Here is a 24,993-nt window from a genome sequence, read left to right as displayed (position 1 = left end):
ATACTATAGCAAGAGATTATCCCAGCAGTAGCACGGAGCACAGGCTGGCGTTGTAGGCGGCGTGCAGCAGGATGCTGTAGCGCAGGCCGTGGCGGATGCGCAGGTAGCTGAATACCAGGCCGCAGAACAGCTGCGGCAGCAGCATCAGCGGCATTAGGAAGGCCGCCTGGTGCGAATAGTCGAAATTTCCGATGTGGATGACGGCGAAGGCGGCGGCATAGGCCCACACCACCAGCCGGTATCGCCGCAGGAAGGCGCGGCCGCGCCGCATCACCAGGCCGGGACGGGCGAAGCGGCGTCGGTAGATCCAGTCCAGCAGCGCGATCAGCGAGAACGCCGCCGCCACGGCCAGCGCCAGTGGAATGGTGCCGGCGCGCGCGAGCACGAGCAGTGCAGGGCCGGCGAACAGGGTGTAGCGCGCGCTGCGCAGCCCGGCGCGGAAGGCCAGCTCCTCCGCCACCGGCGCAAGGAATACCGCCATCAGCATGAATTTGGTGTCGGTGGTGAGGTTGTACTTGATAGACGGGGCGAACTGCTCGAAGCCGATTTCAAGCGGAATCTGCAGCACGGCAACGGCCAGGCACAGCCCCCACAGCAGCAGGAAACGGCTCAGCCACTGCTTGTCGCCCGGCAGCGTACGGCGCGGATGGCGCACAAAGGCGGCGAACAGGCCGATCTCGTGTTTGATCTCGTTCCAGGTCCGCGCCGCGTCCGACAGTGGCTTGGCAACCGCGTCGTTCACGCCGGCTGGCACACGTCCACCCACTGGCCGTCCGTCACGGCGGCGATTTGTTCGGGGCTGATGCGCACCGCGCTGTGCACCGCGCCGGCGGCCGGCAGCACTTCGTCGTATTTTCTCAGCGATGCGTCGAGGTAGACCGGCAGCGGCTCGGCCAAGCCGAAGGGGCACACGCCGCCCACCGGGTGGCCGGTCATGCGCACCACATCGTCGGCGTCCATCATCCGGCCCTTGCCGAAGGCGTCCTTGAACTTGCGGTTGTCGATGCGCGCGTCGCCGCTGGCCACCAGCAGGATGGCGCGGCCGTCGCCCAGGCGGAAGGACAGGGTCTTGGCGATACGGCCCGGCTCCACGCCATGCGCCTCGGCCGCCAGCGCCACCGTGGCGGTGCTCACCTCCAGCTCGATGATGGGGAGATCCAGCTGCCTGGAGACGAAGAAGTCGCGGACGGATTGCAGGCTCATAAGTGGCTCATATGTGGCTCATCAAGGGCGCAAAAGGAGTACAAAAGGAATACAAAAGGAATACAAAAGTTATACAGATTATAAGCGCAAGGCAACTTTTTGGATTGATATCAATTTCAGTATCGATATCGATTTTTAATTCATTGGAAAGGCATCGATACCTTCTTTAGTATTCCACCATTGCAGTACGAAAATTACAGGAGATTTTGCATGTCGGAGACGAAGAAAAAAGTGGCATTGCGCTCGGCGCAGTGGTTCGGTACCCAGGACAAGAATGGTTTCATGTACCGCAGCTGGATGAAGAACCAGGGCATTCCAGACCACGAATTCCAGGGCAAGCCCATCATCGGCATTTGCAATACCTGGTCCGAACTCACGCCTTGCAATGCCCATTTCCGCAAGCTGGCCGAACACGTCAAGCGCGGCATCCTGGAGGCCGGCGGCTTCCCGGTTGAATTCCCCGTGTTCTCGAACGGGGAATCGAATCTGCGCCCGACGGCCATGCTGACCCGTAACCTGGCCTCCATGGACGTGGAAGAATCCATCCGCGGCAATCCGATGGACGCCGTGGTGCTGCTGGTGGGCTGCGACAAGACCACGCCGGCCCTGCTGATGGGCGCCGCCTCGGTGGACGTGCCCACCATCGTCGTCTCCGGCGGCCCCATGCTGAACGGTAAGCTGGACGGCAAGAGCATCGGCTCCGGCACCGCCGTATGGCAGCTGCACGAGCAGGTGAAAGCGGGTGAAATCTCGATGCACAAATTCCTGGCCGCCGAAGCGGGCCACTCGCGTTCGGCCGGCACCTGCAACACCATGGGCACCGCGTCCACCATGGCCTGCATGGCCGAAGCGCTGGGCACCACCTTGCCGCACAACGCCGCCATTCCTGCGGTGGACGCGCGCCGCTACGTGCTGGCCCATATGTCCGGCATGCGCATTGTCGACATGGTTTGGGAAGACCTGCGCCTGTCCAAGATCCTGACCAAGGAAGCGTTCGAGAACGCCATCCGCGTGAACGCCGCCATCGGCGGTTCCACCAACGCCGTGATCCACTTGAAGGCCATCGCCGGCCGCATGGGCGTGGCGCTGGAGCTGGAAGACTGGACCCGCATCGGCCGTGGCCAGCCCACCGTGGTGGACCTGCTGCCGTCCGGCCGCTTCCTGATGGAAGAGTTCTACTACGCCGGCGGCCTGCCGGGCGTGATCCGCCGCATGGGCGAGGGCGGCATGCTGCCGCACAAGGATGCACTGACCGCCAACGGCAAGACGCTGTGGGAAAACAACAACGACGCGCCGATCTACGACGACGAGGTGATCCGTCCGCTGGACAAGCCGCTGCTCAAGGATGGCGGCATCTGCATCCTGCGCGGCAACCTGGCGCCGCGCGGCGCGGTGCTCAAGCCGTCCGCCGCCACGCCGGCGCTGATGCAGCATCGCGGCAAGGCCGTGGTGTTCGAAAACTTCGAGCACTACAAGGAACGCATCATGGACCCGGACCTGGACTGCGACGCGAACTCCATCCTGGTGATGAAGAACTGCGGCCCGAAAGGCTACCCCGGCATGGCGGAAGTGGGCAATATGGGCCTGCCGCCCAAGCTGCTGGCGGCCGGCGTGAAAGACATGGTGCGCATCTCGGACGCCCGCATGAGCGGCACTGCCTACGGCACCGTGGTGCTGCACGTGGCACCCGAGGCGATGGCCGGCGGCCCGCTGGGCATCGTGTGCGACGGCGACTTCATCACGCTGGACTGCGCCGGCGGCCTGCTGAACCTGGAAATCTCGGACGAGGAAATGAAGCAGCGCCTGGCCGCCCGCGCCGAGCAAAAGGTGGAAGGCGCCAAGTCGGGCTACCAGCAGCTGTACATCAACCACGTGCTGCAGGCGGACGAAGGCTGCGACTTCGATTTCCTGGTCGGCAGCCGCGGTTCGGCCGTGCCCAAGCATTCCCATTAATTCAATGGCGGGTTACGCGCTTCGCGCTAACCCGCCCTACGGTGCCCCGGCGGCGCTGACGTAGGGCGGGTTAGCGTAGCGTAACCCGCCACAACAGGAGATACCATGCTGCTCGTACAATTCAAAAAAGAAAACGGTGAACGCCGCGTTGGCCTGCTGGAGCAGTCCACCATCCGCGAACTGGAAAGCTTCACCACCACCTACGCCCTGGCGCAAGCGGCCATCGCCCAGAAGAAAAGCCTGGCCGAACTGGCGCAGGCCGACGCCGGTCCGCAAACCCACAACTACGCCGACGTGGCCGCAGCCGGCCGCCTGCTCACGCCGCTGGACCACGCCGACGAAGCGCACGCCTACGTCACCGGCACCGGCCTGACCCACCTGGGCAGCGCCGACACGCGCGACTCCATGCACAAGAAAATCGGCGGCGACGTCGAATCCCTGAGCGACTCCATGAAGATGTTCCGCATGGGCGTGGAAGGCGGCAAGCCTGCCGCCGGCACCGCCGGCGTGCAGCCCGAGTGGTTCTACAAGGGCGACGGCTCCATCGTGGCCGCCACCGGCCAGTCGCTGGTGATGCCGGACTTCGCGCTGGACGGCGGCGAAGAACCTGAAATCGCCGGTCTGTACATCATCGGCGACGACGGCCAGCCATACCGCGTCGGCTACGCCATCGGCAACGAATTCTCCGACCATGTGACCGAGCGCCAGAACTACCTCTACCTGGCACACTCCAAGCTGCGCGCCTGCGGCCTTGGCCCGGCGCTGCTGGTCGGCGAACTGCCGGCCAGCGTCACCGGCACTTCGCGCATCCTGGACAAGGAAGGCAAGGTACGCTGGGAGAAAGCCTTCTTCAGCGGCGAAGAAAACATGTCGCACACCATCGCCAACCTGGAGTACCACCACTTCAAGTACGGCCTGTTCAAGCGCGCCGGCGATGTCCACATCCACTTCTTCGGCACCGCCACCCTGAGTGTTGCGGACAACATCAGCGTGCAGCCGGGCGAAACCTTCGAGATCGAAGCGCCTGCCTTCGGCCCCGCGCTGCGCAACCGCCTGGAAGTTGCCGAAACCAGCTACACGAAAGTCAACGCCTTATGATCATTACTGGTGAAGCACTCATCGGCGGCGTCGCCGTCAAAGGCAACGGCGGCTCCTTCAAGGCCATGAACCCGGCCGACGCCGCCGCCATGGAACCGGACTTCCACATGGTGGATGCGGCCCAGATCGACCAGGCCTGCAGCCTGGCCGGCGCCGCGTTCGACACCTTCCGCGCCACCACCGACGCGGACCGCGCCAGCTTCCTCGAAGCCATCGGCGCGCAGATCATGGCGCTGGGCGACACGCTGATCGAACGCGCCATGGCCGAAAGCGGCCTGCCGCGCGCACGCCTTGAGGGCGAGCGTGGCCGCACCGTCAACCAGCTCAAGCTGTTCGCCGACCTGCTGCGCGAAGGCTCCTGGCGCGACGCCCGCATCGACACCGCGCTGCCGGAACGCACCCCGCCGCGCCCGGACCTGCGCATGCGCCTGATCCCCGTCGGCCCGGTGGCCGTTTTCGCCGCCAGCAATTTCCCGCTCGCGTTTTCCGTGGCCGGCGGCGACACCGCCTCGGCCCTGGCCGCCGGCTGCCCTGTGGTGCTGAAAGCCCACTCGGCGCATCCCGGCACCTCCGAACTGGTGGCGCGCGCCGTGGTCAAGGCGGTGGAACAGTGCGGCCTGCCGGCCGGCGTGTTCGCGCTGCTGACCGGTACCGGCAACGGCATCGGCCAGACCCTGGTGGCGCATCCCGCCATCCAGGCGGTGGGCTTCACCGGCTCGCGTTCGGGCGGCACCGCGCTGATGGCGGTTGCCGCAGCGCGTCCGCAGCCGATCCCCGTGTACGCGGAAATGAGCAGCATCAACCCGGTCTACCTGCTGCCGCAGGCGCTTGCCGCGCGCGGTGAAAGCATCGCCCAGGGCTTCGCGGCCTCGCTGGTGATGGGCGTGGGGCAGTTCTGCACCAACCCCGGCCTGGTGCTGGGCATAGCCGGCCCGGACCTGGACCGCTTTGCGCAAGCGGCCACCATGGCGCTGCAGCCGACCGCGCCGGCCACCATGCTCACCGCCGGCATCGCCGGCAGCTACCAGCGCGGCGTGGCCAACCTGGCCAGCCAGGGCTGCGTCACCACGCTGGCCAAGGGCGAGCAGCTGGAAGGCAAGGGGGCACCGGCGTTCTTCAAGACCAGCGCCGCTTCCTTCCTGGGCGAGCACGCGCTGCATGAAGAAGTGTTCGGCCCCGCGTCGCTGCTGGTGGCCTGCAAGGACGTCGCCGAGATGCGCGCCATCACCGAAAAGCTGGAAGGCCAGCTGACCGCCACGCTGCAGCTGGACGAAGGCGACTACGCCGACGCGCAGGCGCTGCTGCCGGTGCTGGAGCGCAAAGTGGGCCGCATCCTGGCCAACGGTTTCCCGACCGGCGTGGAAGTGTCCACCGCCATGGTGCACGGCGGGCCGTTCCCGGCCACGGCCGACGGCCGCAGCACCTCGGTGGGCACGGGCGCGATCAACCGCTTCCTGCGCCCGGTGTGCTACCAGAACCTGGCGCAGGCGTTGTTGCCGGTGGAGCTGCGCGAAGACAATCCGCTGGCCATCTGGCGCCGCCGCGACGGCGCGCTGGGCAAGGCTTGACGCCAGCGGCGGATCACGGCGGGTTACGCGTTCCGCTAACCCGCCCTACGTAGCAGCACGTCGCAAGCACGTCGCAAGCACGTAGGGCGGGTTAGGCGAAGCCGTAACCCGCCGCAGCACAGCAACACATAACAATACAGCAGGAGACACCATGACAGAATTTGCCACATTCGGCAGCCTGCGCGGCAAGCGCGTATTCATCACCGGCGGCGGCACCGGCATCGGCGAGGCGCTGGTCACGGCCTTCGCCGAGCAGGGCGCCCTGGTCGGCTTCGTCGACATCGCCAAGGACGCCAGCGAAGCCCTGGTCGAGCGCATCGCCGCGTCGGGCCATCCCGCGCCCGAGTTCCGCCACTGCGACATCACCGACATCCCCGCGCTGCAGGCGACCATCGCCGCCCTGGCCGACAAGCTGGGCGACTTCGACGTCCTGGTCAACAACGCCGCCAACGACCAGCGCCACGACGCCGAAAACGTCACCCTGGACTACTGGAACGAGCGCATCGCCATCAACCAGCGCCCCATGTTCTTCACCGCGCAGTCCGTGCTGGCTGGCATGAAGCGCAAAGGTGGCGGCTCCATCATCAACGTCAGCTCCATCTCCTGGCACGCCAAGGGCGCCGGCTACCCGGTCTACGCCACCACCAAATCGGCCGTGATCGGCCTGACCCGCAGCCTGGCGCGCGACCTCGGCCCGCACAACATCCGCGTCAACACCGTCACCCCCGGCTGGGTCATGACCCAGCGCCAGATCGACCTGTGGGTGGACGACGCTGCCGAAGCGGAAATCCAGCGCATGCAATGCCTGCCGGGCAAACTCATGCCCGGCCATATCGCCTCCATGATCCTGTTCCTGGCGGCCGATGACAGCGCCATGTGCACCTCCCAGGAATTCATCGTCGACGCCGGCTGGGTCTGACCCGGCTTGATCAACTCACAATGAGGGCGCCTGCCGGAAGGCGGGCGCGGGTGGATATGAACAATTCGCATCTAACTTACGCTGTTGCGCTGGTGGCCGCTGCCGCTGCGGCTGTTGCGCCGGCGGCCAGCGCTGCCTTGACCAGCCCGGACGGCCACCTGGCCGTCAGCGTGCGCGTGGCGCAGGGCGGCGTGACCTACGCCATATCGCGCGACGGCAAGCCGGTGCTGCTGCCGTCCGCGCTGGGCCTGACCCTGGAGGGCGCCGACTTCACGCAGGACCTGGTGCTGGCGGGGCTGACCGCTGCGCGGCCGGTCTCGGACAAGTACCAGCTCTCCGTCGGCAAGCGCCGCAACATCAGCTACGCGGCCAATGAGCAGGTCTACACGCTGCGCAACGCGCAGAAGCAGACCATGGAAGTGGCCTTCCGCGTATCCAACGACGGCGTGGCGTTCCGCTACGTGGTCTCCGACCCTTCGCTGCCGGTGAAGAAGTTCGTCAGCGAGAGCACCAGCTTTGCCTTCGCAAGGTCGGCGCAGGCCTGGCTGCAACCTATGTCGGTGGCGCAGACCGGCTGGAAGAACACCAATCCCTCCTACGAAGAGCACTATCAGATGGGCATCCCCGTGGGGACGCCGTCGCCGATGAAATCGGGCTGGGTGTTCCCGGCGCTGTTCCGCACCAGCGACGGCAAGAGCGAAACCTGGGTGGCGCTGACAGAAGCCAATATGGACGGCAGCTTCCACGCGTCGCGCCTGCAGGCTGACTCGCCGAACGGCGTGTACCGCATCGGCGGCCCGGCCGAGCCGGAGGTGTTTACCGGCGGCGCGCTGCTGGCGGAAGCCAACGGCACGCTGGCCACGCCGTGGCGCGTGCTGGCGGTCGGTTCGCTGGCCACCCTGGTGAACTCCACGCTGGGCACGGACCTGGCGGCACCCGCCGCGCCGCGCGCAGCCAACGCGCCGGCGCTGGGCCAACCCGGCCATTCGTCGTGGAGCTGGGCGCTGCTCAAGGATGACCATACTGTCTACGATGTGCAGAAGAAGTTCATCGACTACGCGGCCGATATGCACTGGGACTACACCCTGATCGATGCCGACTGGGACCGCAAGATCGGCTACGAAAAGGTGCAGGAGCTGGCTGCCTACGCGGCATCCAAAAACGTGGGCGTGCTGGTGTGGTACAACTCGTCCGGCGCCTGGAACGGGACCGAGTATACGCCCAAGGGCAAGCTGCTCACGCGCGAGGCGCGCCGCACGGAGTTTGCGCGCCTGCAGAATATGGGCGTGAAGGGCGTGAAGGTGGACTTCTTCGCCGGCGACGGCAAGTCCATGATCGCCTACTACGTCGACATCCTGAAGGACGCGGCCGACTACGGCCTGCTGGTGAACTTCCACGGCGCCACCTTGCCGCGCGGCTGGGCGCGCACCTATCCTAACCTGATGACGGCGGAAGCCATCCGGGGCCTGGAGTTCACCACCTTCGAGCAGCGCGACCAGGACGCCGTGGTGCCGCACATGTCCATGCTGCCCTTCACGCGCAACCTGTTCGACCCGATGGACTTCACGCCCATGGTGTTCGGCGACATCCCCAACATCAAGCGCGCCACGCGTAACGGTTTCGAGCTGGCGGAGTCGGTACTGCTGCTGTCGGGTATCCAGCACTTCGCCGAAGTCCCGGAAGGCATGGCCACCGTGCCGCCTTACGTGAAAGCCTTCCTGCAGGAGCTGCCGCGCAGCTGGGACGATTCCCGCTTCGTGGCCGGCTTCCCCGGCAAGTTCGCCGTCATTGCGCGCAAGGCGGGCAACGCCTGGTACGTGGCGGGCATCAATTCGGAAGCAGGAGACAAGACGCTGGAGCTGGACCTGTCCTTCATCGGCAAGCGCGAAGGCGTGCTGATGACGGACGGCGCGGGCGAGCGCGAATTCGCCCAGTCCGCCATCCCGGCGGGCAAGGCAAGCAAGATAACGGTCAGGCCGCGCGGCGGCTTTGTCGCGGTATTCAAATAAGTTCAAGTAAAACCATAACAGGAGACGGTATGAGCATCATCAGGAAAACCATCCTCGCCATGAGCCTGGCGAGCGGCGCTGCCTTTGCCGCGGGCGAAGTGAGCATCACCATCGACGCGGCCAAGCCCGGCCCGGTCATCAACAAGAATGTGTACGGCCAGTTCGCCGAGCACCTGGGCACCGGCATCTACGAAGGCATGTGGGTGGGCCCGAACTCCAAGCAGCCCAACACCAAGGGCTGGCGCAACGACGTGCTGGGCGCGCTGAAGGAACTGCACGTGCCGCTGGTACGCTGGCCGGGCGGCTGCTTCGCCGACGAATACCACTGGCGCGAGGGCATCGGCCCGCGCGGCAAGCGTCCGGTCAAGGTCAATACCATGTGGGGCGGCGTTGAGGAAAACAATGCCGTCGGCACGCACGAGTTCTTCGACCTGGCCGAACTGCTGGGCGCAGAGACTTACGTGAACGGCAACCTGGGCACCGGTAGCAACCAGGAGATGGCTGAATGGCTGGAGTACATGACGTCTCCGTCCAAGTCCACGCTGGCGGAACTGCGCCGCAAGAACGGCCGCGACAAGCCGTTTAAGGTGGACTATTTCGCAGTCGGTAACGAGGCCTGGGGTTGCGGCGGCCAGATGACGCCCGAGCACTACACCAACCTGTACAAGACTGCCGCCGAATTCCTGAAGGCGCCGCCAGGCCATTTGCCGAAGTTCATCGCCAGCGGCGGCAACGACAACGACACCAAGTGGACGGATGTGCTGTCGGCCAACGTGAAGCACAAGATGGATGCCATCAGCTTCCACTACTACACCATCCCGACCGGCCAGTGGGAAGTGAAGGGCGCGGCCACCGGCTTCGGCGAAGACCAGTGGATCTCGACCATGAAGAACACCCTGCGCATGGATGAGCTGATCAAGGCCAACGTGGCCATCCTGGACAAGAACGACCCGTCCAAGAAGGTTGGCTTCTATGTCGACGAATGGGGCACCTGGTACGATGTGGAGAAGGGCACCAATACCGGCTTCCTGTACCAGCAGAACTCGCTGCGCGACGCAGTGGTGGCGGCGCTGAACTTCAATATCTTCCACAACTACGCGGACCGCGTGAAGATGACCAACATCGCGCAGATGGTCAACGTGCTGCAGGCCATGATCCTGACCGACAAGGACAAGATGCTGCTCACGCCGACCTACCATGCCTACCGCATGTACGTTCCCTTCCAGGACGCGACCTCGCTGCCGCTCTCCATGTCCGGCAACGGCAAGTACAGCGTGGGCAACGTGAGCGTGCCGCAGGTGAGCGCTTCCGCTGCACGCGGCAAGGACGGCAAGGTCTACCTGGCGCTGGTGAACACCAATCCCAAGGAAGCTGCGGACGTGTCGGTGAACGTGGCCGGCGCCCAGGCTGGCGCGGCGCGCGGCCAGTTGCTGACCGCCGACGCAATGGATGCGCACAACACCTTCGCCAAGCCGCAGGCAGTGAAGCCGGTGCCGTTCGAAGCGAAGGCCAGCAACGGCAAGCTGCAGGTCAAACTGCCTGCCAAGTCGGTGGTCGTCGTCGCGGTAGAGTAAGCGCAGTACGGTAAGCGCAGTACGGTAATATGTGCCGCGCGCCCTGGCCACGATGAGTGCCACGGCGCGCGGCGCTTTGCGTGAAAGATGGGAATGACGATGAAATATGCAGCAGTGTTAGTGGCGGCGTGCCTGGGCTTGTCCGCGCAGGCGGCGCAGGTCGGCGTGCACGACCCGGTGATGGCGAAAGAGGGCAATACCTGGTACGTCTTCAGCACCGGGCCCGGCATCACCTTCTACAGTTCCACCAATATGAAGGACTGGAAGCCGGAAGGCCGCGTGTTCGCCGGCCAGCCTGCATGGGCGAAGCAGGCCGCGCCCAGCTTCGACGGCCATATCTGGGCCCCGGACGTGCAGCATTACAAGGGCAAGTACTACCTGTACTACTCGGTGTCCGGCTTCGGCAAGATCACGTCAGGCATCGGCGTCACCGTCAACAAGACGCTCAACCCGCGCTCGCCCGACTACAAATGGGAAGACCAGGGCATGATGCTGCAGTCCGTGCCGGGCCGCGACAACTGGAACGCCATCGATCCCAACGTCATCGAAGACGAAAAAGGCGCAGGCTGGATGTCGTTCGGCTCTTTCTGGGGCGGCCTGAAGCTGGTCAAGCTGAACGCCGACCGCACCAGGATCGCCGAACCGCAGGAATGGCGCACCATCGCGCGGCGCGACCGGCCCGCTTTTACTGCGGACGACAGCGGCGGCCCGGCCGAGATCGAGGCGCCCTACATCTTCAAGAAAAACGGCTACTACTACCTGTTCGCCTCCTGGGGCCTGTGCTGCCAGAAAGAGAAAAGCACCTACCACGTGGTGGTGGGCCGCGCGCGCGAAGTGACCGGCCCCTACCTCGACAAGAGCGGCAAGGACATGGCGGCAGGCGGCGGTTCGCTCGTCATCGCCGGCGACAAGGACTGGCAAGGCGTAGGCCACAACAGCGCCTACACCTTCGACGGCAAGGACTACGTCGTCACCCACGCCTACGAAACGGCCGACAAATACCAGCAAAAACTGAAGATCCTCGACATGAAGTGGGACCAGGACGGCTGGCCCCTGCTCGACCAGGCAGACCTGACCCGCTACCAAAGCCGCCTGCAATAACGGCAGCCGACAAACAAACCGTAGGGCGGGTTAGCGCCGAAGGCGCGTAACCCGCCGAGCAAGCACACCGACAGAGCCACCGCGGGCCACCCCCCCCCCCGCCCCACGATATGAAACTACGCCATATAGCGCTGGCCCTCCAACTGGCCCTCATCCCCCCAGCCTTCGCCGCCGACCTGTTCCCCCTGTCCGACGTGCGCCTGTCGCCCAGCCCCTTCCTGGACGCCCAGAACACCGACCTGAAATACATCCTCGAACTGGAACCGGACAAGCTGCTCGCCCCCTTCCTGCGCGAAGCCGGCCTGCCGCAGAAGAACGCCAGCTACGGCAACTGGGAATCCTCCGGGCTGGACGGCCACCTGGGCGGCCACTACCTCTCTGCGCTGGCCCTGATGTACGCCGCCACCGGCGACGCCGAAGTGCTGAAACGCCTGAACTACTTCGTGGCCGAGCTCAAGCGCTGCCAGGACAGCAACGCCAACGGCTACATCGGCGGCATCCCCGGCGGCAAAGACGTCTGGAACGCCATCGCCCAAGGCAAGCTCCAGGCGGACAATTTCTCCGTCAACGGCAAATGGGTCCCGTGGTACAACCTGCACAAGGTCTACGCCGGCCTGTACGACGCATGGCGCCTGGCCGGCAACGCTGAAGCGAAGACCGCGCTGATCTCGCTGTCCGACTGGGCGCTCGAGCTGAGCACCCACCTCACCCCCGAGCAGATGCAGACGATGCTGCGCAGCGAACATGGCGGCATGAACGAAGTCTTCGCCCAGGTGGCCGAGATGACGGGCGATAAGAAATACCTCGACCTGGCCATCAAATTCTCGCACCAGGCCATCCTCAAGCCGCTGGAAGAGGGCCGCGACCAGCTCACCGGCCTGCACGCCAACACCCAGATCCCGAAAGTGATCGGCTTCAAGCGCATCGGCGACATGACCGGCGACCCGAAATGGCAGCAGGCCGCGCAGTTCTTCTGGCAGACCGTGCACGACCACCGGACCGTGGCCATCGGCGGCAACAGCGTCAAGGAGCACTTCCACGATGACAAGGACTACAGCCCCATGGTCCATGAAACCGAAGGCCCGGAGACCTGCAACACCTACAACATGCTCAAGCTCACCGAGCTGCTGTTCCAGGGCGACCAGAAGGGCAGCTACGGCGATTACTACGAGCGCGCGCTGTACAACCATATCCTGTCCTCGCAGCGGCCGGACACTGGCGGCTTCGTCTACTTCACGCCCATGCGCCCCAACCATTACCGCGTGTACTCGCAGGTGGACAAGGGCATGTGGTGCTGCGTGGGTTCCGGCATCGAGAGCCACGCGAAGTACGGTGAGTTCATTTACGCCCACGAAGGCGACGCGCTGTTCGTCAACCTGTTCATCCCGTCCACGCTGAACTGGAAAGCCAAGGGCATCCAGCTGCGCCAGGAAACCCGTTTCCCGGATGAGGACCGCACCAGCATCACGCTGGAATCAGGCGGCAAGTTCACCATGAAAGTGCGCTACCCGGAATGGGTGGCAGCCGGCGCGCTGAAGATCCGCGTCAACGGCAAGGCCGTCAGGATAGACGCCAAGCCGGGCGCCTACGCGTCCATCGCGCGCGCCTGGAACAAGGGCGACAAGGTCGAGATCCAGCTGCCCATGAAAACGCGCCTGGAGCAGATGCCGGACAAGTCCAACTACTACGCGGTGCTGCACGGCCCCATCGTCCTGGCCGCCAAGACCCAGCCCTTCGCCAACGAAAAGCTGAACAACTTCGCCGACGACTCGCGCATGGGCCACATCGCGCAGGGCCCGGTATGCCCGCTGGAGGCGGCGCCGCTGTTCGTCAGCGACAGCAAGGCCTTCCTCGACAAGTTCAAGCCGGTGCCCGGCCAGCCGCTCACCTTCCGCGCGCCGGGCCTGGTGCAGGGCCCGGGTGCGGACAGCATCCGCTTCATCCCTTTCTTCCGCCTGCACGACTCGCGCTACATGATGTACTGGCAGCAGACCACGCCGGCCAACCTGGCCGTGATGCGTGCCGCCAACGCGCGCGCCGAGTCCGAGCGCCTGGCGCTGGACGCCATCACCGTGGACCAGGTGGCGCCGGGCGAGCAGCAGCCCGAGTCGGACCATTTTTTCAAGGGCGAGGGTGCGGACGCCGGCATCAACAAGGGCCGCCACTGGCGCCACGCGAAAGGCTGGTTCAGCTACGAGCTGACCGACAAGGAAGGCCAGGCCAAGACCCTGCGCCTGACCTTCGCCAAAGCCGACGCCGGCCGCAAGTTCGACATCGTGGTCAACGGCGAGGTGCTGCACACGGTCACGCTGGCAGCCGACGCGGCCGACGATATCTACACCCGCGACTTCGCCATCCCCGCCGGCCAGCCCGGCCAGGCACGCAAGCTGACCGTGAAATTCGCCGCCCATCCCGGCTCGATGGCGGGCGGCCTGTACGGCCTGCGCCTGCTGCGCTAACATAAGGCCGCCCGGCAAGGTGGCCTGACCACATTTGTTATCGATAGCGGTAGGTGGCGGCTGATACCGAAAACGATATCAGTCTGACTAAAAAATGAATTGGTTGGCTATGGCGCTTTCCCTTACTATTGGCGCATAACTATCATTGGAGACAAGCATGAATTTCACTCGCAGGACGATCCTGGGTGCGGCGGTGGCCGCTTGCGTTACCACCATGGGCACGATGGCCACCCCGGCCTTTGCGCAGAAGCCGCTGGTGATCGGTTTCTCCCAGGTTGGCGCTGAAAGCGAATGGCGCACCGCGAACACCGCTTCGATCAAGGACGCGGCCAAGAAAGCCGGCGTGACGCTGAAGTTCGCCGATGCACAGCAGCGCCAGGAGAACCAGGTCAAGGCGATCCGCTCCTTCATCGCCCAGCGCGTGGACATCATCGCGTTCTCGCCGGTGGTGGAGTCGGGCTGGGACACGGTGCTGCGCGAGGCGAAGGCCGCCAAGATCCCGGTGATCCTGACCGACCGCTCGGTCAACGTCAGCGATCCGTCCCTGTACGTGACGCTGATCGGTTCGGACTTCGTGGAAGAAGGCCGCAAGGCCGGCCGCTGGCTGGTGGACTATGCCAAGAAGTCGCCTGCCGCCACCTTGAATATCGTTGAACTGCAGGGCACCGTGGGTTCGGCCCCGGCCATCGACCGCAAGGCGGGCTTCGAGGAAATCATCAAGGGCAATCCCAAGCTGAAAGTGGTGCGCACCCAGACCGGCGACTTCACCCGCGCCAAGGGCAAGGAAGTGATGGAAGCGTTCCTGAAGGCGCAGGGCAAGAACATCAACGTGCTGTACGCGCACAACGACGACATGGCCATCGGCGCCATCCAGGCGATCGAGGAAGCGGGCCTGAAACCGGGCAAGGACATCATCATCATTTCCATCGACGGCGTGAAGGGCGCGTTCGAGGCAATGATCGCCGGGAAGCTGAACGTAACCGTGGAATGCAGCCCGCTGCTCGGCCCGCAGCTGATGGAAGCGGCTGCCGCCGTCAAGGCCGGCAAGCCGCTGCCGAAGCGCATCGTGGTGAATGAAGGCGTGTTCCCGGCTGAAGTGGCGGCCAAGGAATTCCCGAACCGGAAGTACTAAATGGCTGCTGCGGACGTTGCGCCGGTCCTGGAGCTGACCGGCATACACAAGGAATTCCCGGGCGTGAAGGCGCTCAGCGACGCGGGCCTGCGCCTGTTCCCGGGCGAAGTGCACACGCTGATGGGGCAGAACGGCGCTGGCAAGTCCACGCTGATCAAGGTGCTGACCGGCGTGTACACGCCGGAGCGCGGCACCATGCTGCTGAACGGGAAGCCGATCCGCCCGGCCTCCACCCTGGAGGCGCAGGAGCTGGGCATCAGCACGGTGTACCAGGAGGTCAACCTGTGCCCGAACCTGTCGGTTGCGGAGAACATCTTTATCGGCCGCTATCCGCGCAAATGGGGGCGGATCGACTGGAAAGGCATGCGCAGCGAAGCGGCCCGCATGCTCAAGCTGATGGAGATCGATATCGACGTGGCGGCGCCGCTGTCGAATTATTCGCTGGCGGTGCAGCAGATGGTGGCGATTTCGCGCGCGCTGAACGTGAACGCCAAGGTGCTGATCCTCGATGAACCGACGTCCAGCCTGGACGAGGCCGAGGTGCAGCTGCTGTTCACGGTGCTGCGCCGCCTGCGCGGCCAGGGCATTGCGATCCTGTTCGTGACGCACTTCCTGGACCAGACCTATGCAATCTCGGACCGCATCACCGTGATGCGCAACGGCCAGCTGGAAGGGGAGTACGCTTGCAGCGAGCTGTCCCGCATCGCGCTGGTGAACAAGATGATCGGCGCACCGGCCGATGCGCCGGTGCCTGGCGCCGCGCAGGCGGACGCGGGGGCGGAGCAGGGCGCTGCGGCCGGCACGCAGGCAGCCGCGCAGGCCAAGGCGCAGGCAGCCGCGCAGGCAAAGGATGTATTGCTGGATGCGCGCGGCCTTGGCCGGCGCGGCGCGCTGCTGCCGACCGATATTTCAATCCGCAAGGGTGAGCTGCTGGGCCTGTGCGGCCTGCTGGGCTCGGGCCGCACCGAGCTGGCGCGCCTGCTGTTCGGCGCGGACAAGGCCGACAGCGGCGGCATCATGGCCGACGGCCGCGTGAGCGCGGCGCCGTTCGGCAACCCGCGCGACGCCATCGGCGCCGGCATCGGCTTCTGCTCGGAAGACCGCAAGCATGAAGGCGCGATCCTGTCGCTGTCGGTGCGCGAGAATCTGATCCTGGCGATGCAGGCGCAGGCGGGCATGCTGCGCGCGATTCCGCTGAAACGCCAGCAGGAGCTGGCCAACAATTACGTGAAGTGGCTGGGCATCAAGACCGCCAGCATCGAAACGCCCATCGGTTCGCTCTCCGGCGGCAACCAGCAAAAGGTGCTGCTGGCGCGCTGGCTGGCCACGGAACCGAAGCTGATGATACTGGACGAGCCGACGCGCGGCATCGACGTGCGCGCCAAGGAAGAGATCATGGACTACGTGTCCGCCCTGTGCCGCAAGGGCATGTCCATCCTGTTCATTTCGTCCGAGCTGCCGGAAGTGCTGCGCCTGAGCGACCGCATGATCATCATGCGCGACCGCAAAGCCTGCGGCGAGTACCAGCGCGGCGAGCTGGATGACACCACCGTGCTGCACGCCATCGCAGGAGAGGCAGCATGACCGTACAGGACGTCCCCCGCGCCGCCGCCACGCCCGGCGCAGTTCAACACGCCGCACCGGCCAGCGCGGCGGCAGCGCCGCCCGCCGCCGGCGGCAGCCATCACCCTGAAAGCTTTGCCATGCTGTTGCAGCACCCCCTCATGAAGCCGCTGGCCGCGCTGTTTGCGCTGCTGCTGGTGGACCTGATCTTCATCCCCGGCTTCTTCCACCTTGAATGGAAGGACGGCCACCTTTACGGCAGCGTGATCGACATCGTCAACCGCGCCGCCCCGCTGATGCTGGCGGCGCTGGGCATGACCCTGGTGATCGCCACGCGCGGCATCGACATTTCGGTGGGCGCCGTGGTGGCGCTCTCGGGCACCGTGGCCGCCATGCTGATCGGCGGCACCATGGTGATGCAGAACGGCCAGCCCGTGTACGAGGCCAACACGCCCATGGTGTGGGCGCTGTGCGCGGCCATGGGCGCGGCCATCCTGTGCGGCGCCTGGAACGGCCTGCTGGTCTCCACGCTTGGCCTGCAGCCTATCGTGGCCACCCTGATCCTGATGGTGGCGGGGCGCGGCCTGGCGCAGCTGCTGACGGACGGCCAGATCGTCACGGTCTACTACCAGCCGTTCTTCTTCCTCGGCAGCGGCTATCTGTTTGGCCTGCCGTTCTCGCTGTACGTGGTGGCGGCCGTGGTGCTGGCCGTGTCGCTGCTGATGCGCAAGACCGCGCTTGGCCTGTTCATCCAGGCTGTCGGCATCAATCCTGTTGCCGCGCGCCTGGCCGGCCTGAAGACCGCCGCGCTGATCTTCTTTGTCTACGTGTTCTGCTCGGCCTGCGCCGGCATGGCCGGGCTGATGATCAGCTCCAACATCAAATCGGCCGACGCCAACAACGCCGGCCTGTTGCTGGAGCTGGACGCCATCCTGGCCGTCACCCTGGGCGGCACCTCGCTGGCGGGCGGCAAATTCAGCCTGGCGGGCAGCATGATCGGCGCCCTCATCATCCAGACGCTGACCTACACCATCTACTCGCTCGGCGTGCCGCCGGAAGTGAACATGGTGGTGAAATCGGTGGTGGTGTTCCTGGTCTGCCTGTCGCAGTCGCCGGAATTCAAGCAGATCTGGAAAAGGAAAGCAGCATGATGGCCCAAGTGCGCGGCATGACGTCCGCCCCGTATTTCACGTCCCTGGTCACGGTCTTCCTGCTGGTGGTGATGTTCGCCGCCGGCGGCGCCGCCTACCCGGGCTTCCTGTCGCTGCAGGTGGTGCTCAACCTGCTGATCGATAACGCCTTCCTGCTGGTGATCGCCATCGGCATGAGCTTCGTCATCCTGTCCGGCGGCATCGACCTGTCGGTCGGCTCGGTGCTGGCCCTGGCCACCATGATCTCGGCCTGGCTGCTCAACAGCGCGCACTGGCCGCCGGTGGCGGTGATCGCCCTGGTGCTGGTGCTGGGCGCGCTGTTCGGCGCCGCGCAGGGCGCGCTGATCCACTACTTCAAGCTGCAGGCCTTCATCGTCACCCTGGCCGGCATGTTCCTGGCGCGCGGCCTGTGCTACCTGATCAGCATCAACTCCATCACCATCGAAGACCCGTTCTTCGTGGCCATGTCGCAAAGCCAGATCGCGTTCCTGGGCGGCTTCCTGTCGCCGGGCGCGGTCATCGCGCTGGTGCTGCTGCTGCTGGCCATCTACGCGGCGCACTTCACCTCCTTCGGCCGCGCGGTGTACGCCATCGGCGGCAACGAGCAGTCGGCGCACATGATGGGCCTGGCCGTGGGCCGCACCAAGGTGCTGATCTATGCGCTGAGCGGCTTCTGCGCCGCGCTGGCCGGCGTGCTGTTCTCGTTCTACATGCTGTCCGGTTACGGCCTGCATGCGCAGGGCACGGAACTGGACGCCATCGCGGCGGTGGTCATCGGCGGCACGCTGCTCAGCGGCGGCTACGGCTATATCGCGGGCGCGCTGTCCGGTGTGCTGATCCTGGGCGCCATCCAGACCCTGATCGCGTTCGACGGCACCCTCAGCTCGTGGTGGACCAAGATCGTGATCGGCGCCTTGCTGTTCGTGTTCTGCGTGGTGCAGCGCCTGATGTCCATCGGTGCCAAGCAAAAACAATAAATTCATAACTGGAGAAGTCATGTTCAAGAAGTCCCTGCTGGCCTGCGCCATCTCGGTGGCCGCAGCCGCGTCCGCGCACGCCGCCAATCCGCTGTTCAAGGATAAATTCACCGCCGACCCGGCTGCGCTGAGCGACAATGGCCGCGTCTACCTGTACGTGGGCCGCGACGAAGCCGAGGAAAGCGGCAAGGACTACGTGATGAAGGAATGGCTGGTCTATTCCAGCTGCGACATGAAGAACTGGACCGCCCACGGCTCGCCCCTGAACGTGCAGACCTTCCCGTGGGCGAAGAAGGACGCCTGGGCCGCCGACATCACCAAGCGCGATGGCAAGTACTATTTCTATTCCACGGTTGAGCACAAGACCATCCCCGGCAAGGCCATCGGCGTGGCGGTGTCGGACAGCCCGACCGGCCCGTTCAAGGACGCGCGCGGCAGCGCCATCATCACCAACGACATGACGAAGGAAACCGATATCTCGTGGGACGATATCGACCCCGCCGTCTTCATCGACGACGACGGCCAGGCCTATCTGTACTGGGGCAACCAGGTGATGAAGTACGTGAAGCTGAAAAAGAACATGATCGAGGCGGACGGCCCGATCCACACGGTGGCGGTGCCGCACTTCACCGAAGCGAGCTATCTGCACAAGCACAAGGGCACCTATTACCTGTCCTGGTCGCGCGAATTCCCGGAGGAGACCGCGTACTCCACCGGCCCCAGCGCAACCGGCCCGTGGACCTACCGCGGCGTGATCATGGCCAAGAACGCGGTGGTCAAGACCATCCACCACGCCATCATTGAGCACAACGGTAAGTCCTACATCTTCTACCACAATGACAAGCTGCCCACCGGCGGCGAGTTCCGCCGCTCGGCGGCGGTGGAGGAGCTGCACTACAACCCGGACGGCACCATCCGCTTCATCCCGCAGACCGAGGCGGGACCGGATGCGAACTCAAGCCCCGGCTGTAAAGGGTGATATCCATATTGCCGATATTGCGCCAGAGCGATATCGGCAATGATATGATTTACAGATGGATACCCTCAACCCGAACTGGTTTTTACGTGCCCGTCTGAAGACCCGCCAGCTGCTGCTGCTGATCGCCCTGGACGAACACCGCAACATCCACCGTGCAGCCGAAGCGCTGCACATGACCCAGCCGGCCGCGTCCAAGCAGATCAAGGACCTGGAAGAGATGCTGGACGTGCGCCTGTTCGAGCGCCTGCCGCGCGGCATGGAGCCCACCATCTACGGCGAAACCATGATACGCCACGCGCGCATGGCGCTCACCAGCCTGTCGCTGGCGCATGACGACGTGGTGGCGCTCAAGGCCGGGCTGGTAGGGCAGGTGGAGGTGGGCGTGATCATGACGCCGGCCATGTCGCTGCTGCCCAAGGCCATCGCGCGCGTCAAGGAGCATGCGCCGCTGCTGCGCATCGGGGTCAAGCTGGAGCCCAGCAACGTTCTGCTGGACATGCTACAGCGCGGCAACCTGGACTTCATGATAGGCCGTATCCTGGAACGGGACGGCACCTCGGGCCTGATCTACGAGGAGCTGACCGAGGAGCCAGCGTGCGCGGTGGTGCGCCCCGGCCACCCGCTGATGGCGGTGCCCAACCTGCAGCTGTCCGACATCGCCGCCCAGCCCTGGATCCTGCCGCCGCCCGGCAGCATCCTGCGCCACCGCTGCGACATGATGTTCCGCCGCGCGGGGCTGGAACCGCCGTCCAACGTGGTGGACACCACCGCCATGCTGCTGGTGGCGCCGCTGCTGCAGCAGACCGACTTCCTGCACGTGATGCCGCTGGAGGTGGCGCGCTATTACGCGGACCTGAATATCCTCAGCATCCTGCCGATAGACTTGCCATGTAAAATGGACGCATTCGGCATCATCCGCCAGCAAGACCACCTACTATCGCCCGGCGCCGATCTGCTGCTGCGCGCCGTCCGTACCGTTGCCAAGGAAGTCCCTGCATGAGTATTGTGTATTCAAGCCTGAACCACTCGCTGCGCGTGCCGCTCGCGGCGGAGATCCACTCGCGTCCCTTCCTCAAGCTGGAAGCGCCCGAGCTGATTTCGCATTTCGCCGTCTACCGCAACGCCGACAATGGCGCCGGCGCGCCGCAGGGCCACAGCCACCACGCCACCCTGGGCGCGCTGTGCAAGCACTTCGGCGTGTCCGCCCCGGCCGGCGACGCCAAATACTTCTACCACGACTTCGGCCGCTTCCGCCTGAAGTGGGAATGCCACACCGAGTTCTCCACTTACACCTTCGCCGGACGCCCGAACGGCGAGCTGGCCACCGAGCAGGCCTTCGAGCAGATGCCGGTGACCCACCTGCCGCAGGAATGGCTGCTCACCCTGCAGGGCCGCCTGATGGTGGCCGCGCACGTGGTGCTGGAGCGCGGCCCCGCGCCGGCCGACACCCTGCAGCGCGTGTTCGAAGGCACCACGCTGGCGGGCAGCCAGGTGATGCAGGGCGGCGAACTGTTTACCGACTTTGCCATCCAGTCCGACGGCTTCAGCCGCTTCATCATCCGCGACGTGGGCATGCGCGCGCAGCAGGCCGGGCGCCTGGTGCAGCGCGTGCTGGAAATTGAAACCTACCGCATGATGGCGCTACTGGGCCTGCCGCAGGCGCAGCAGGCCGCCCCCGCGCTGAACGCCATCGAAGCCGAGCTGGTGAAGCTGGCCGGCGCCATGGTGCAGACCGACGCCGCGCAGGCGGACGGCGGCAGCGTGGACGGCGCCACCGAACAGGCGCTGCTGGGCGAGATCACGCGGCTGGCGGCCCGCATTGAAAAGCTGTCGCTGGAAACGAGCTACCGCTTCTCCGCCTCGAAAGCCTATTTCCGCCTGGTGAACGCGCGCATCGAGGAATTGCGGGAAGTGCGCATCGAGGGCATTCCCAACGTGGGCGAATTCATGGACCGCCGGCTGGCGCCAGCCATGAACACCTGCGAAGCGCTGGCGGCGCGCCAGGAAGCGCTGGCGCGGCGCGTGGCCAACACCAATGACCTGCTGCGCACCCGGGTGGGCATCATCCAGGAGCAGCAGAACCGCAAGATCCTGCAGTCGATGAACGCGCGCGCCGCGCAGCAGCTGCGGCTGCAGCAGGCGGTGGAAGGCCTGTCGGTGGCCGCGATCTCGTATTACGTGGTGGGCCTGGTGGGGTATTCCACCAAGGCGGCCAAGGTGCTTGGCCTGGTGGGCAACCCCGAAGTGGTGATCGGCCTGATGGTGCCGGTGGTGGTGGCGGGCGTGTGGCTGGCGCTGCGCAGTATGCACAAGAGGTTGCATACGGCATAATGGCGGCCTTGGCCGTTTGGCCGTTTGGCTCTTTAGCCCGTCTTGCCATGATCCGACCCCTGGCCGCTGCATTGTGCGCGGCAAGCCTGCTGCTGTCATTGCCGTCCCATGGCGCCGAGCGCAGCATTGCCGGCCTGCGCTTCATCGGCGAGCAGCGCATCCCGCTCCGCCAGGACTTCCAGGGCACCGCCATCGGCGGCCTGTCCGGCGTGGATTACGACGCCGCCAGCGGCGAGTGGCTGCTGGCCAGCGACGACCGCAGCGCCATCAATCCGGCCCGCTTCTACACCGCGCGCCTGGACTACGACGCCAATGCCTTCCGCAGCGTGGCCGTCACCGCCGTGCACAGTTTCAGGCAGGCCGACGGCAGCGTCTACCCCGGCGTAAAAGCATTCGACGTGAACAAGCGCGGCGACGTGCCCGATATTGAAGCGCTGCGCATCGACCCGCTGGACGGCACCCTGTGGTACACCAGCGAAGGGGACCGCAAGCGCGGCTTTGATCCCTTCGTGCGCCACGCCCGGCGCGACGGCGGCTATCTCGGCGCGGCGCAGCTGCCGGAGATGTTCCGCGTGTCGCAGGAACAGAAGGGCACGCGCGACAACCTGGCCTTCGAGGGCCTGAGCTTTGCGCCGGACGGCCAGTCGCTGTGGGTGTCGATGGAGGCGCCGCTGTACCAGGACGGCGCGCTGCCCACGCCCGCCAGCGGCGCGGTCTCGCGCATCACCCGCATGGGCCGCGACGGCCGCATGCTGGCGCAGTACGCCTACCAGATGGACCCCATTCCCGCCGCGCCCGGCCCCGGCAAGAACGCCGACAACGGCATTTCGGAAATCCTGGCCGTGGGCCGCGAGCGCCTGCTGGTGCTGGAACGCTCCGCCGTGCAGGACGCCGCCGGTGCCTACAAGAGCTACATCCGCCTGTATGAGATGGATACCGCGGGCGCCAGCGACGTGCGCGGCCTGGCCGCGCTGGCCGGCGCCGCCTACCGCCCCGCCGCCAAGCGCCTGGTGCTGGACCTGAACACGCTCGGCATCGCGCTCGACAATTTCGAAGCCATGAGCTTCGGCCCCAAGCTGCCCAACGGTCACGACAGCCTGCTGATCGTCTCGGACGACAACTTCGACAAGTCCCAGGCGACGCTGTTCCTGCTGTTCGAGGTCCTGCCCAGTATTCCGAAAAATGGAATGCTGAATTAGATTCCATGGCTGTTCTCTTTGTGGAGGAAACAATCCACACTGTCGGTGTTGCATTTCCATAAACCGACCAAGAGGAAGCCCTCCATGAAACTGTATTCCTATCCGCTGTCCGGCCATGTGCACCGCGTCCGCCTGTTCCTGTCCCTGCTGGGGCTGGAGCACGAGGTGGTGCACCTGGATATCTTCAAGGCCGAACACAAGACGCCGGCCTTCCTGGAACTGAACAGCTTCGGCCAGCTGCCGGTGCTGGACGACGGCGGCGTGGTGGTGTCCGATTCGAATGCCATCCTGGTCTACCTGGCCAAGCGCGAGGGCCGCAGCGACTGGCTGCCGGAAGACGCGGTGGGGGCGGCCGGCGTGCAGCGCTGGCTGTCGGTGGCGGCCGGTGAAATCGCGCACGGCCCGGCCGCCGCGCGGGCGGTGGCGGTGTTCGGCCGCCCCGGCGACCCGGCCGAACTGCTGACGCGCGCGCACCGCATCCTGGGGCTGATGGATGGCCAGCTGGCCGGGCGCAGCTGGATTGCCAGCACCGCCGCCGCGCCCACCATTGCCGACGTGGCGCTGTATGCCTACGTCGCCCACGCGCCGGAAGGCAATGTGGACTTGTCGGGCTACCCGAACGTGAACGCCTGGCTGCGCCGCGTGGAAGCGCTGCCCGGCTTCGTGCCGATGGCAGCGGCGCCGGCCAGCCTGGCCGCGTAAGGAGGCCGCCATGGACAGCCCGGTCAGCGACACGGTGGCATCGCCCTGGCATGCGGGCGAGGTGGCCATGCAGCGCAGCGCAGGCATGGCCGAGCGCATGGACGTGCTGGGCCGCAAGGTGGTGCGCGGCTTCATGCCGGATCAGCACCGCGAATTTTTCGCGCAGCTGCCTTTCGTGGTGCTGGGCGCGGTGGATGCGGCGGGCGACGCCTGGGCCACCCTGCGCGCCGGGCAGCCCGGCTTCCTGCACTCGCCCGACCCGGTGCACCTGCGGGTGGCGCTGCCGCGCGCGCCCCAGGACCCGGCCGACGCGGGCATGGAGGAGGGTGACGCCATCGGCCTGCTGGGCATCGAACTGCATACGCGGCGCCGCAACCGCATGAACGGCGTGCTGCGGCGCAGCAGCGGCGAGGCCGGCTTCGAGATTGCGGTGCGCCAGTCCTTCGGCAACTGCCCGCAGTACATCCAGCTGCGCGACTATGCGCTGGTGGACGAGGCCCCGGCCGCGCCGGCCGCGCCGGCCGAGCTCCCGGCGCTGGACGGCGCCGCGCGCGCCCTGATCGGCGCCGCCGATTCCTTCTACGTCGCCACCTATGTTGACCTGGAGGATGGCCAGCGCCAGGTGGACGTGTCGCACCGGGGCGGCAGGCCCGGTTTTGTGCGGATCGACCCGGATGGCGGGCTGACCATTCCCGATTTCCAGGGCAATATGTTCTTCAACACGCTGGGCAATATCGCGCTCAATCCGCGTGCCGGGCTGGTGTTCGTGGACTTCGCCAGCGGCGGCTTGCTGCAGATGAGCGGCGCGGCCGAACTGCTGGGCGGGGAGGCTGCCGCCGCCGGCCTGGCGGGCTTCGAAGGCGCGCAGCGGCTGTGGCGCTTTATGCCGCGCCGCATTGTCCGGCGCGAGGCGGCGCTGCCGCTGCGCTGGCTGGACCGGGGCGACGGCGCCTCGCCGGCGTCGCTGCGCACCGGCGCCTGGCCGGCCGCTGGTGCATAGCAACATGAAAGCAGGGCGAGCACGCTACGGTGCGTGTGCCACGCGCGCGGGCGTTCGTCTAGAATGGGGCAGACT

At 65.8% G+C, this 24,993-nt stretch carries 20 protein-coding genes; 18 read left to right on the top strand and 2 right to left on the bottom strand.

All coding sequences use genetic code 11. The features are described 5' to 3' along the window. Window positions 1-16: 16 nt before the first annotated feature. Both ASC94_RS14255 and ASC94_RS14250 read right to left on the bottom strand, forming a co-directional pair. Entirely contained in the window at window positions 17-766 is a 750-nt protein-coding gene (locus ASC94_RS14255; protein WP_157201448.1) for a type II CAAX prenyl endopeptidase Rce1 family protein, read from the bottom strand. Beyond that, window positions 739-1,203 carry a YbaK/EbsC family protein gene (locus tag ASC94_RS14250; protein ID WP_056395798.1) on the bottom strand — a complete coding sequence of 155 codons (465 nt, stop codon included), beginning with the start codon at window positions 1,201-1,203 and terminating at the stop codon, window positions 739-741. The genes ASC94_RS14255 and ASC94_RS14250 overlap by 28 nt, the downstream gene beginning before the upstream one ends. A gap of 210 nt (window positions 1,204-1,413) precedes the next feature. On the opposite strand from ASC94_RS14250, the gene ASC94_RS14245 reads away from it, so the two are divergent. The 18 genes from ASC94_RS14245 to ASC94_RS14160 all read left to right on the top strand — a co-directional run bounded on the left by ASC94_RS14245 (window position 1,414) and on the right by ASC94_RS14160 (window position 24,918). Continuing rightward, entirely contained in the window at window positions 1,414-3,156 is a 1,743-nt protein-coding gene (locus tag ASC94_RS14245; protein WP_056395795.1) for an IlvD/Edd family dehydratase, read from the top strand. A 105-nt stretch (window positions 3,157-3,261) separates the two neighbouring features. Then, window positions 3,262-4,254: an AraD1 family protein gene (gene araD1 / locus ASC94_RS14240; RefSeq protein ID WP_056395791.1), complete on the top strand. Its 993-nt coding sequence runs from the start codon at window positions 3,262-3,264 to the stop codon at window positions 4,252-4,254. Next, window positions 4,251-5,822 carry an aldehyde dehydrogenase (NADP(+)) gene (locus ASC94_RS14235; protein WP_056395788.1) on the top strand — a complete coding sequence of 524 codons (1,572 nt, stop codon included), beginning with the start codon at window positions 4,251-4,253 and terminating at the stop codon, window positions 5,820-5,822. The genes araD1 and ASC94_RS14235 overlap by 4 nt, the downstream gene beginning before the upstream one ends. A 151-nt stretch (window positions 5,823-5,973) precedes the next feature. Further along, window positions 5,974-6,741 carry an SDR family NAD(P)-dependent oxidoreductase gene (locus tag ASC94_RS14230; protein WP_056395787.1) on the top strand — a complete coding sequence of 256 codons (768 nt, stop codon included), beginning with the start codon at window positions 5,974-5,976 and terminating at the stop codon, window positions 6,739-6,741. A gap of 56 nt (window positions 6,742-6,797) precedes the next feature. After that, on the top strand, window positions 6,798-8,750 hold the full coding sequence (locus ASC94_RS14225) for a glycoside hydrolase family 97 protein (protein ID WP_056395784.1): 1,953 nt from the start codon (window positions 6,798-6,800) through the stop codon (window positions 8,748-8,750). Between the two features lie 29 nt (window positions 8,751-8,779). Further along, the gene (locus ASC94_RS14220) at window positions 8,780-10,324 is read left to right on the top strand and encodes an alpha-N-arabinofuranosidase (protein WP_056395780.1); all 1,545 of its coding nucleotides are present in this window, start codon (window positions 8,780-8,782) and stop codon (window positions 10,322-10,324) included. A gap of 99 nt (window positions 10,325-10,423) precedes the next feature. Further along, complete coding sequence (locus tag ASC94_RS14215) at window positions 10,424-11,425, top strand: arabinan endo-1,5-alpha-L-arabinosidase (protein WP_056395777.1); 1,002 nt, start codon at window positions 10,424-10,426, stop codon at window positions 11,423-11,425. 110 nt (window positions 11,426-11,535) lie between these two features. Continuing rightward, the gene (locus ASC94_RS14210; protein ID WP_056395774.1) at window positions 11,536-13,884 is read left to right on the top strand and encodes a glycoside hydrolase family 127 protein; all 2,349 of its coding nucleotides are present in this window, start codon (window positions 11,536-11,538) and stop codon (window positions 13,882-13,884) included. Between the two features lie 157 nt (window positions 13,885-14,041). Next, window positions 14,042-15,016: an ABC transporter substrate-binding protein gene (locus tag ASC94_RS14205; protein ID WP_056395771.1), complete on the top strand. Its 975-nt coding sequence runs from the start codon at window positions 14,042-14,044 to the stop codon at window positions 15,014-15,016. Further along, window positions 15,017-16,600 carry a sugar ABC transporter ATP-binding protein gene (locus ASC94_RS14200; RefSeq protein WP_056395768.1) on the top strand — a complete coding sequence of 528 codons (1,584 nt, stop codon included), beginning with the start codon at window positions 15,017-15,019 and terminating at the stop codon, window positions 16,598-16,600. 119 nt (window positions 16,601-16,719) lie between these two features. Further along, the gene (locus ASC94_RS14195) at window positions 16,720-17,730 is read left to right on the top strand and encodes an ABC transporter permease (protein ID WP_056397885.1); all 1,011 of its coding nucleotides are present in this window, start codon (window positions 16,720-16,722) and stop codon (window positions 17,728-17,730) included. After that, a complete protein-coding gene (gene yjfF, locus ASC94_RS14190; protein WP_056395765.1) occupies window positions 17,727-18,707 on the top strand; it encodes a galactofuranose ABC transporter, permease protein YjfF in 981 nt (326 codons plus the stop codon). The genes ASC94_RS14195 and yjfF overlap by 4 nt, the downstream gene beginning before the upstream one ends. A gap of 19 nt (window positions 18,708-18,726) precedes the next feature. Beyond that, window positions 18,727-19,686, top strand: coding sequence for a glycoside hydrolase family 43 protein (locus ASC94_RS14185; protein WP_056395762.1), 960 nt, complete (start codon window positions 18,727-18,729; stop codon window positions 19,684-19,686). A 55-nt stretch (window positions 19,687-19,741) separates the two neighbouring features. After that, a complete protein-coding gene (locus ASC94_RS14180) occupies window positions 19,742-20,686 on the top strand; it encodes a LysR family transcriptional regulator (RefSeq protein WP_056395758.1) in 945 nt (314 codons plus the stop codon). After that, entirely contained in the window at window positions 20,683-22,017 is a 1,335-nt protein-coding gene (locus ASC94_RS14175; RefSeq protein WP_056395744.1) for a DUF3422 family protein, read from the top strand. The genes ASC94_RS14180 and ASC94_RS14175 overlap by 4 nt, the downstream gene beginning before the upstream one ends. A 47-nt stretch (window positions 22,018-22,064) precedes the next feature. Beyond that, entirely contained in the window at window positions 22,065-23,216 is a 1,152-nt protein-coding gene (locus ASC94_RS14170) for an esterase-like activity of phytase family protein (RefSeq protein ID WP_229417271.1), read from the top strand. Between the two features lie 84 nt (window positions 23,217-23,300). After that, complete coding sequence (locus ASC94_RS14165; RefSeq protein WP_056395738.1) at window positions 23,301-23,918, top strand: glutathione S-transferase family protein; 618 nt, start codon at window positions 23,301-23,303, stop codon at window positions 23,916-23,918. A gap of 10 nt (window positions 23,919-23,928) precedes the next feature. Then, complete coding sequence (locus ASC94_RS14160) at window positions 23,929-24,918, top strand: pyridoxamine 5'-phosphate oxidase family protein (protein WP_056395735.1); 990 nt, start codon at window positions 23,929-23,931, stop codon at window positions 24,916-24,918. Window positions 24,919-24,993: the final 75 nt, after the last annotated feature.

The sequence above is a fragment of the Massilia sp. Root418 genome (assembly GCF_001425265.1).
In the GTDB taxonomy this organism is placed as follows: domain Bacteria; phylum Pseudomonadota; class Gammaproteobacteria; order Burkholderiales; family Burkholderiaceae_D; genus Rugamonas.
The sequence above is the reverse complement of the archived record's forward strand: the minus strand, read 5'-3'. Positions and strand labels throughout refer to the sequence as shown.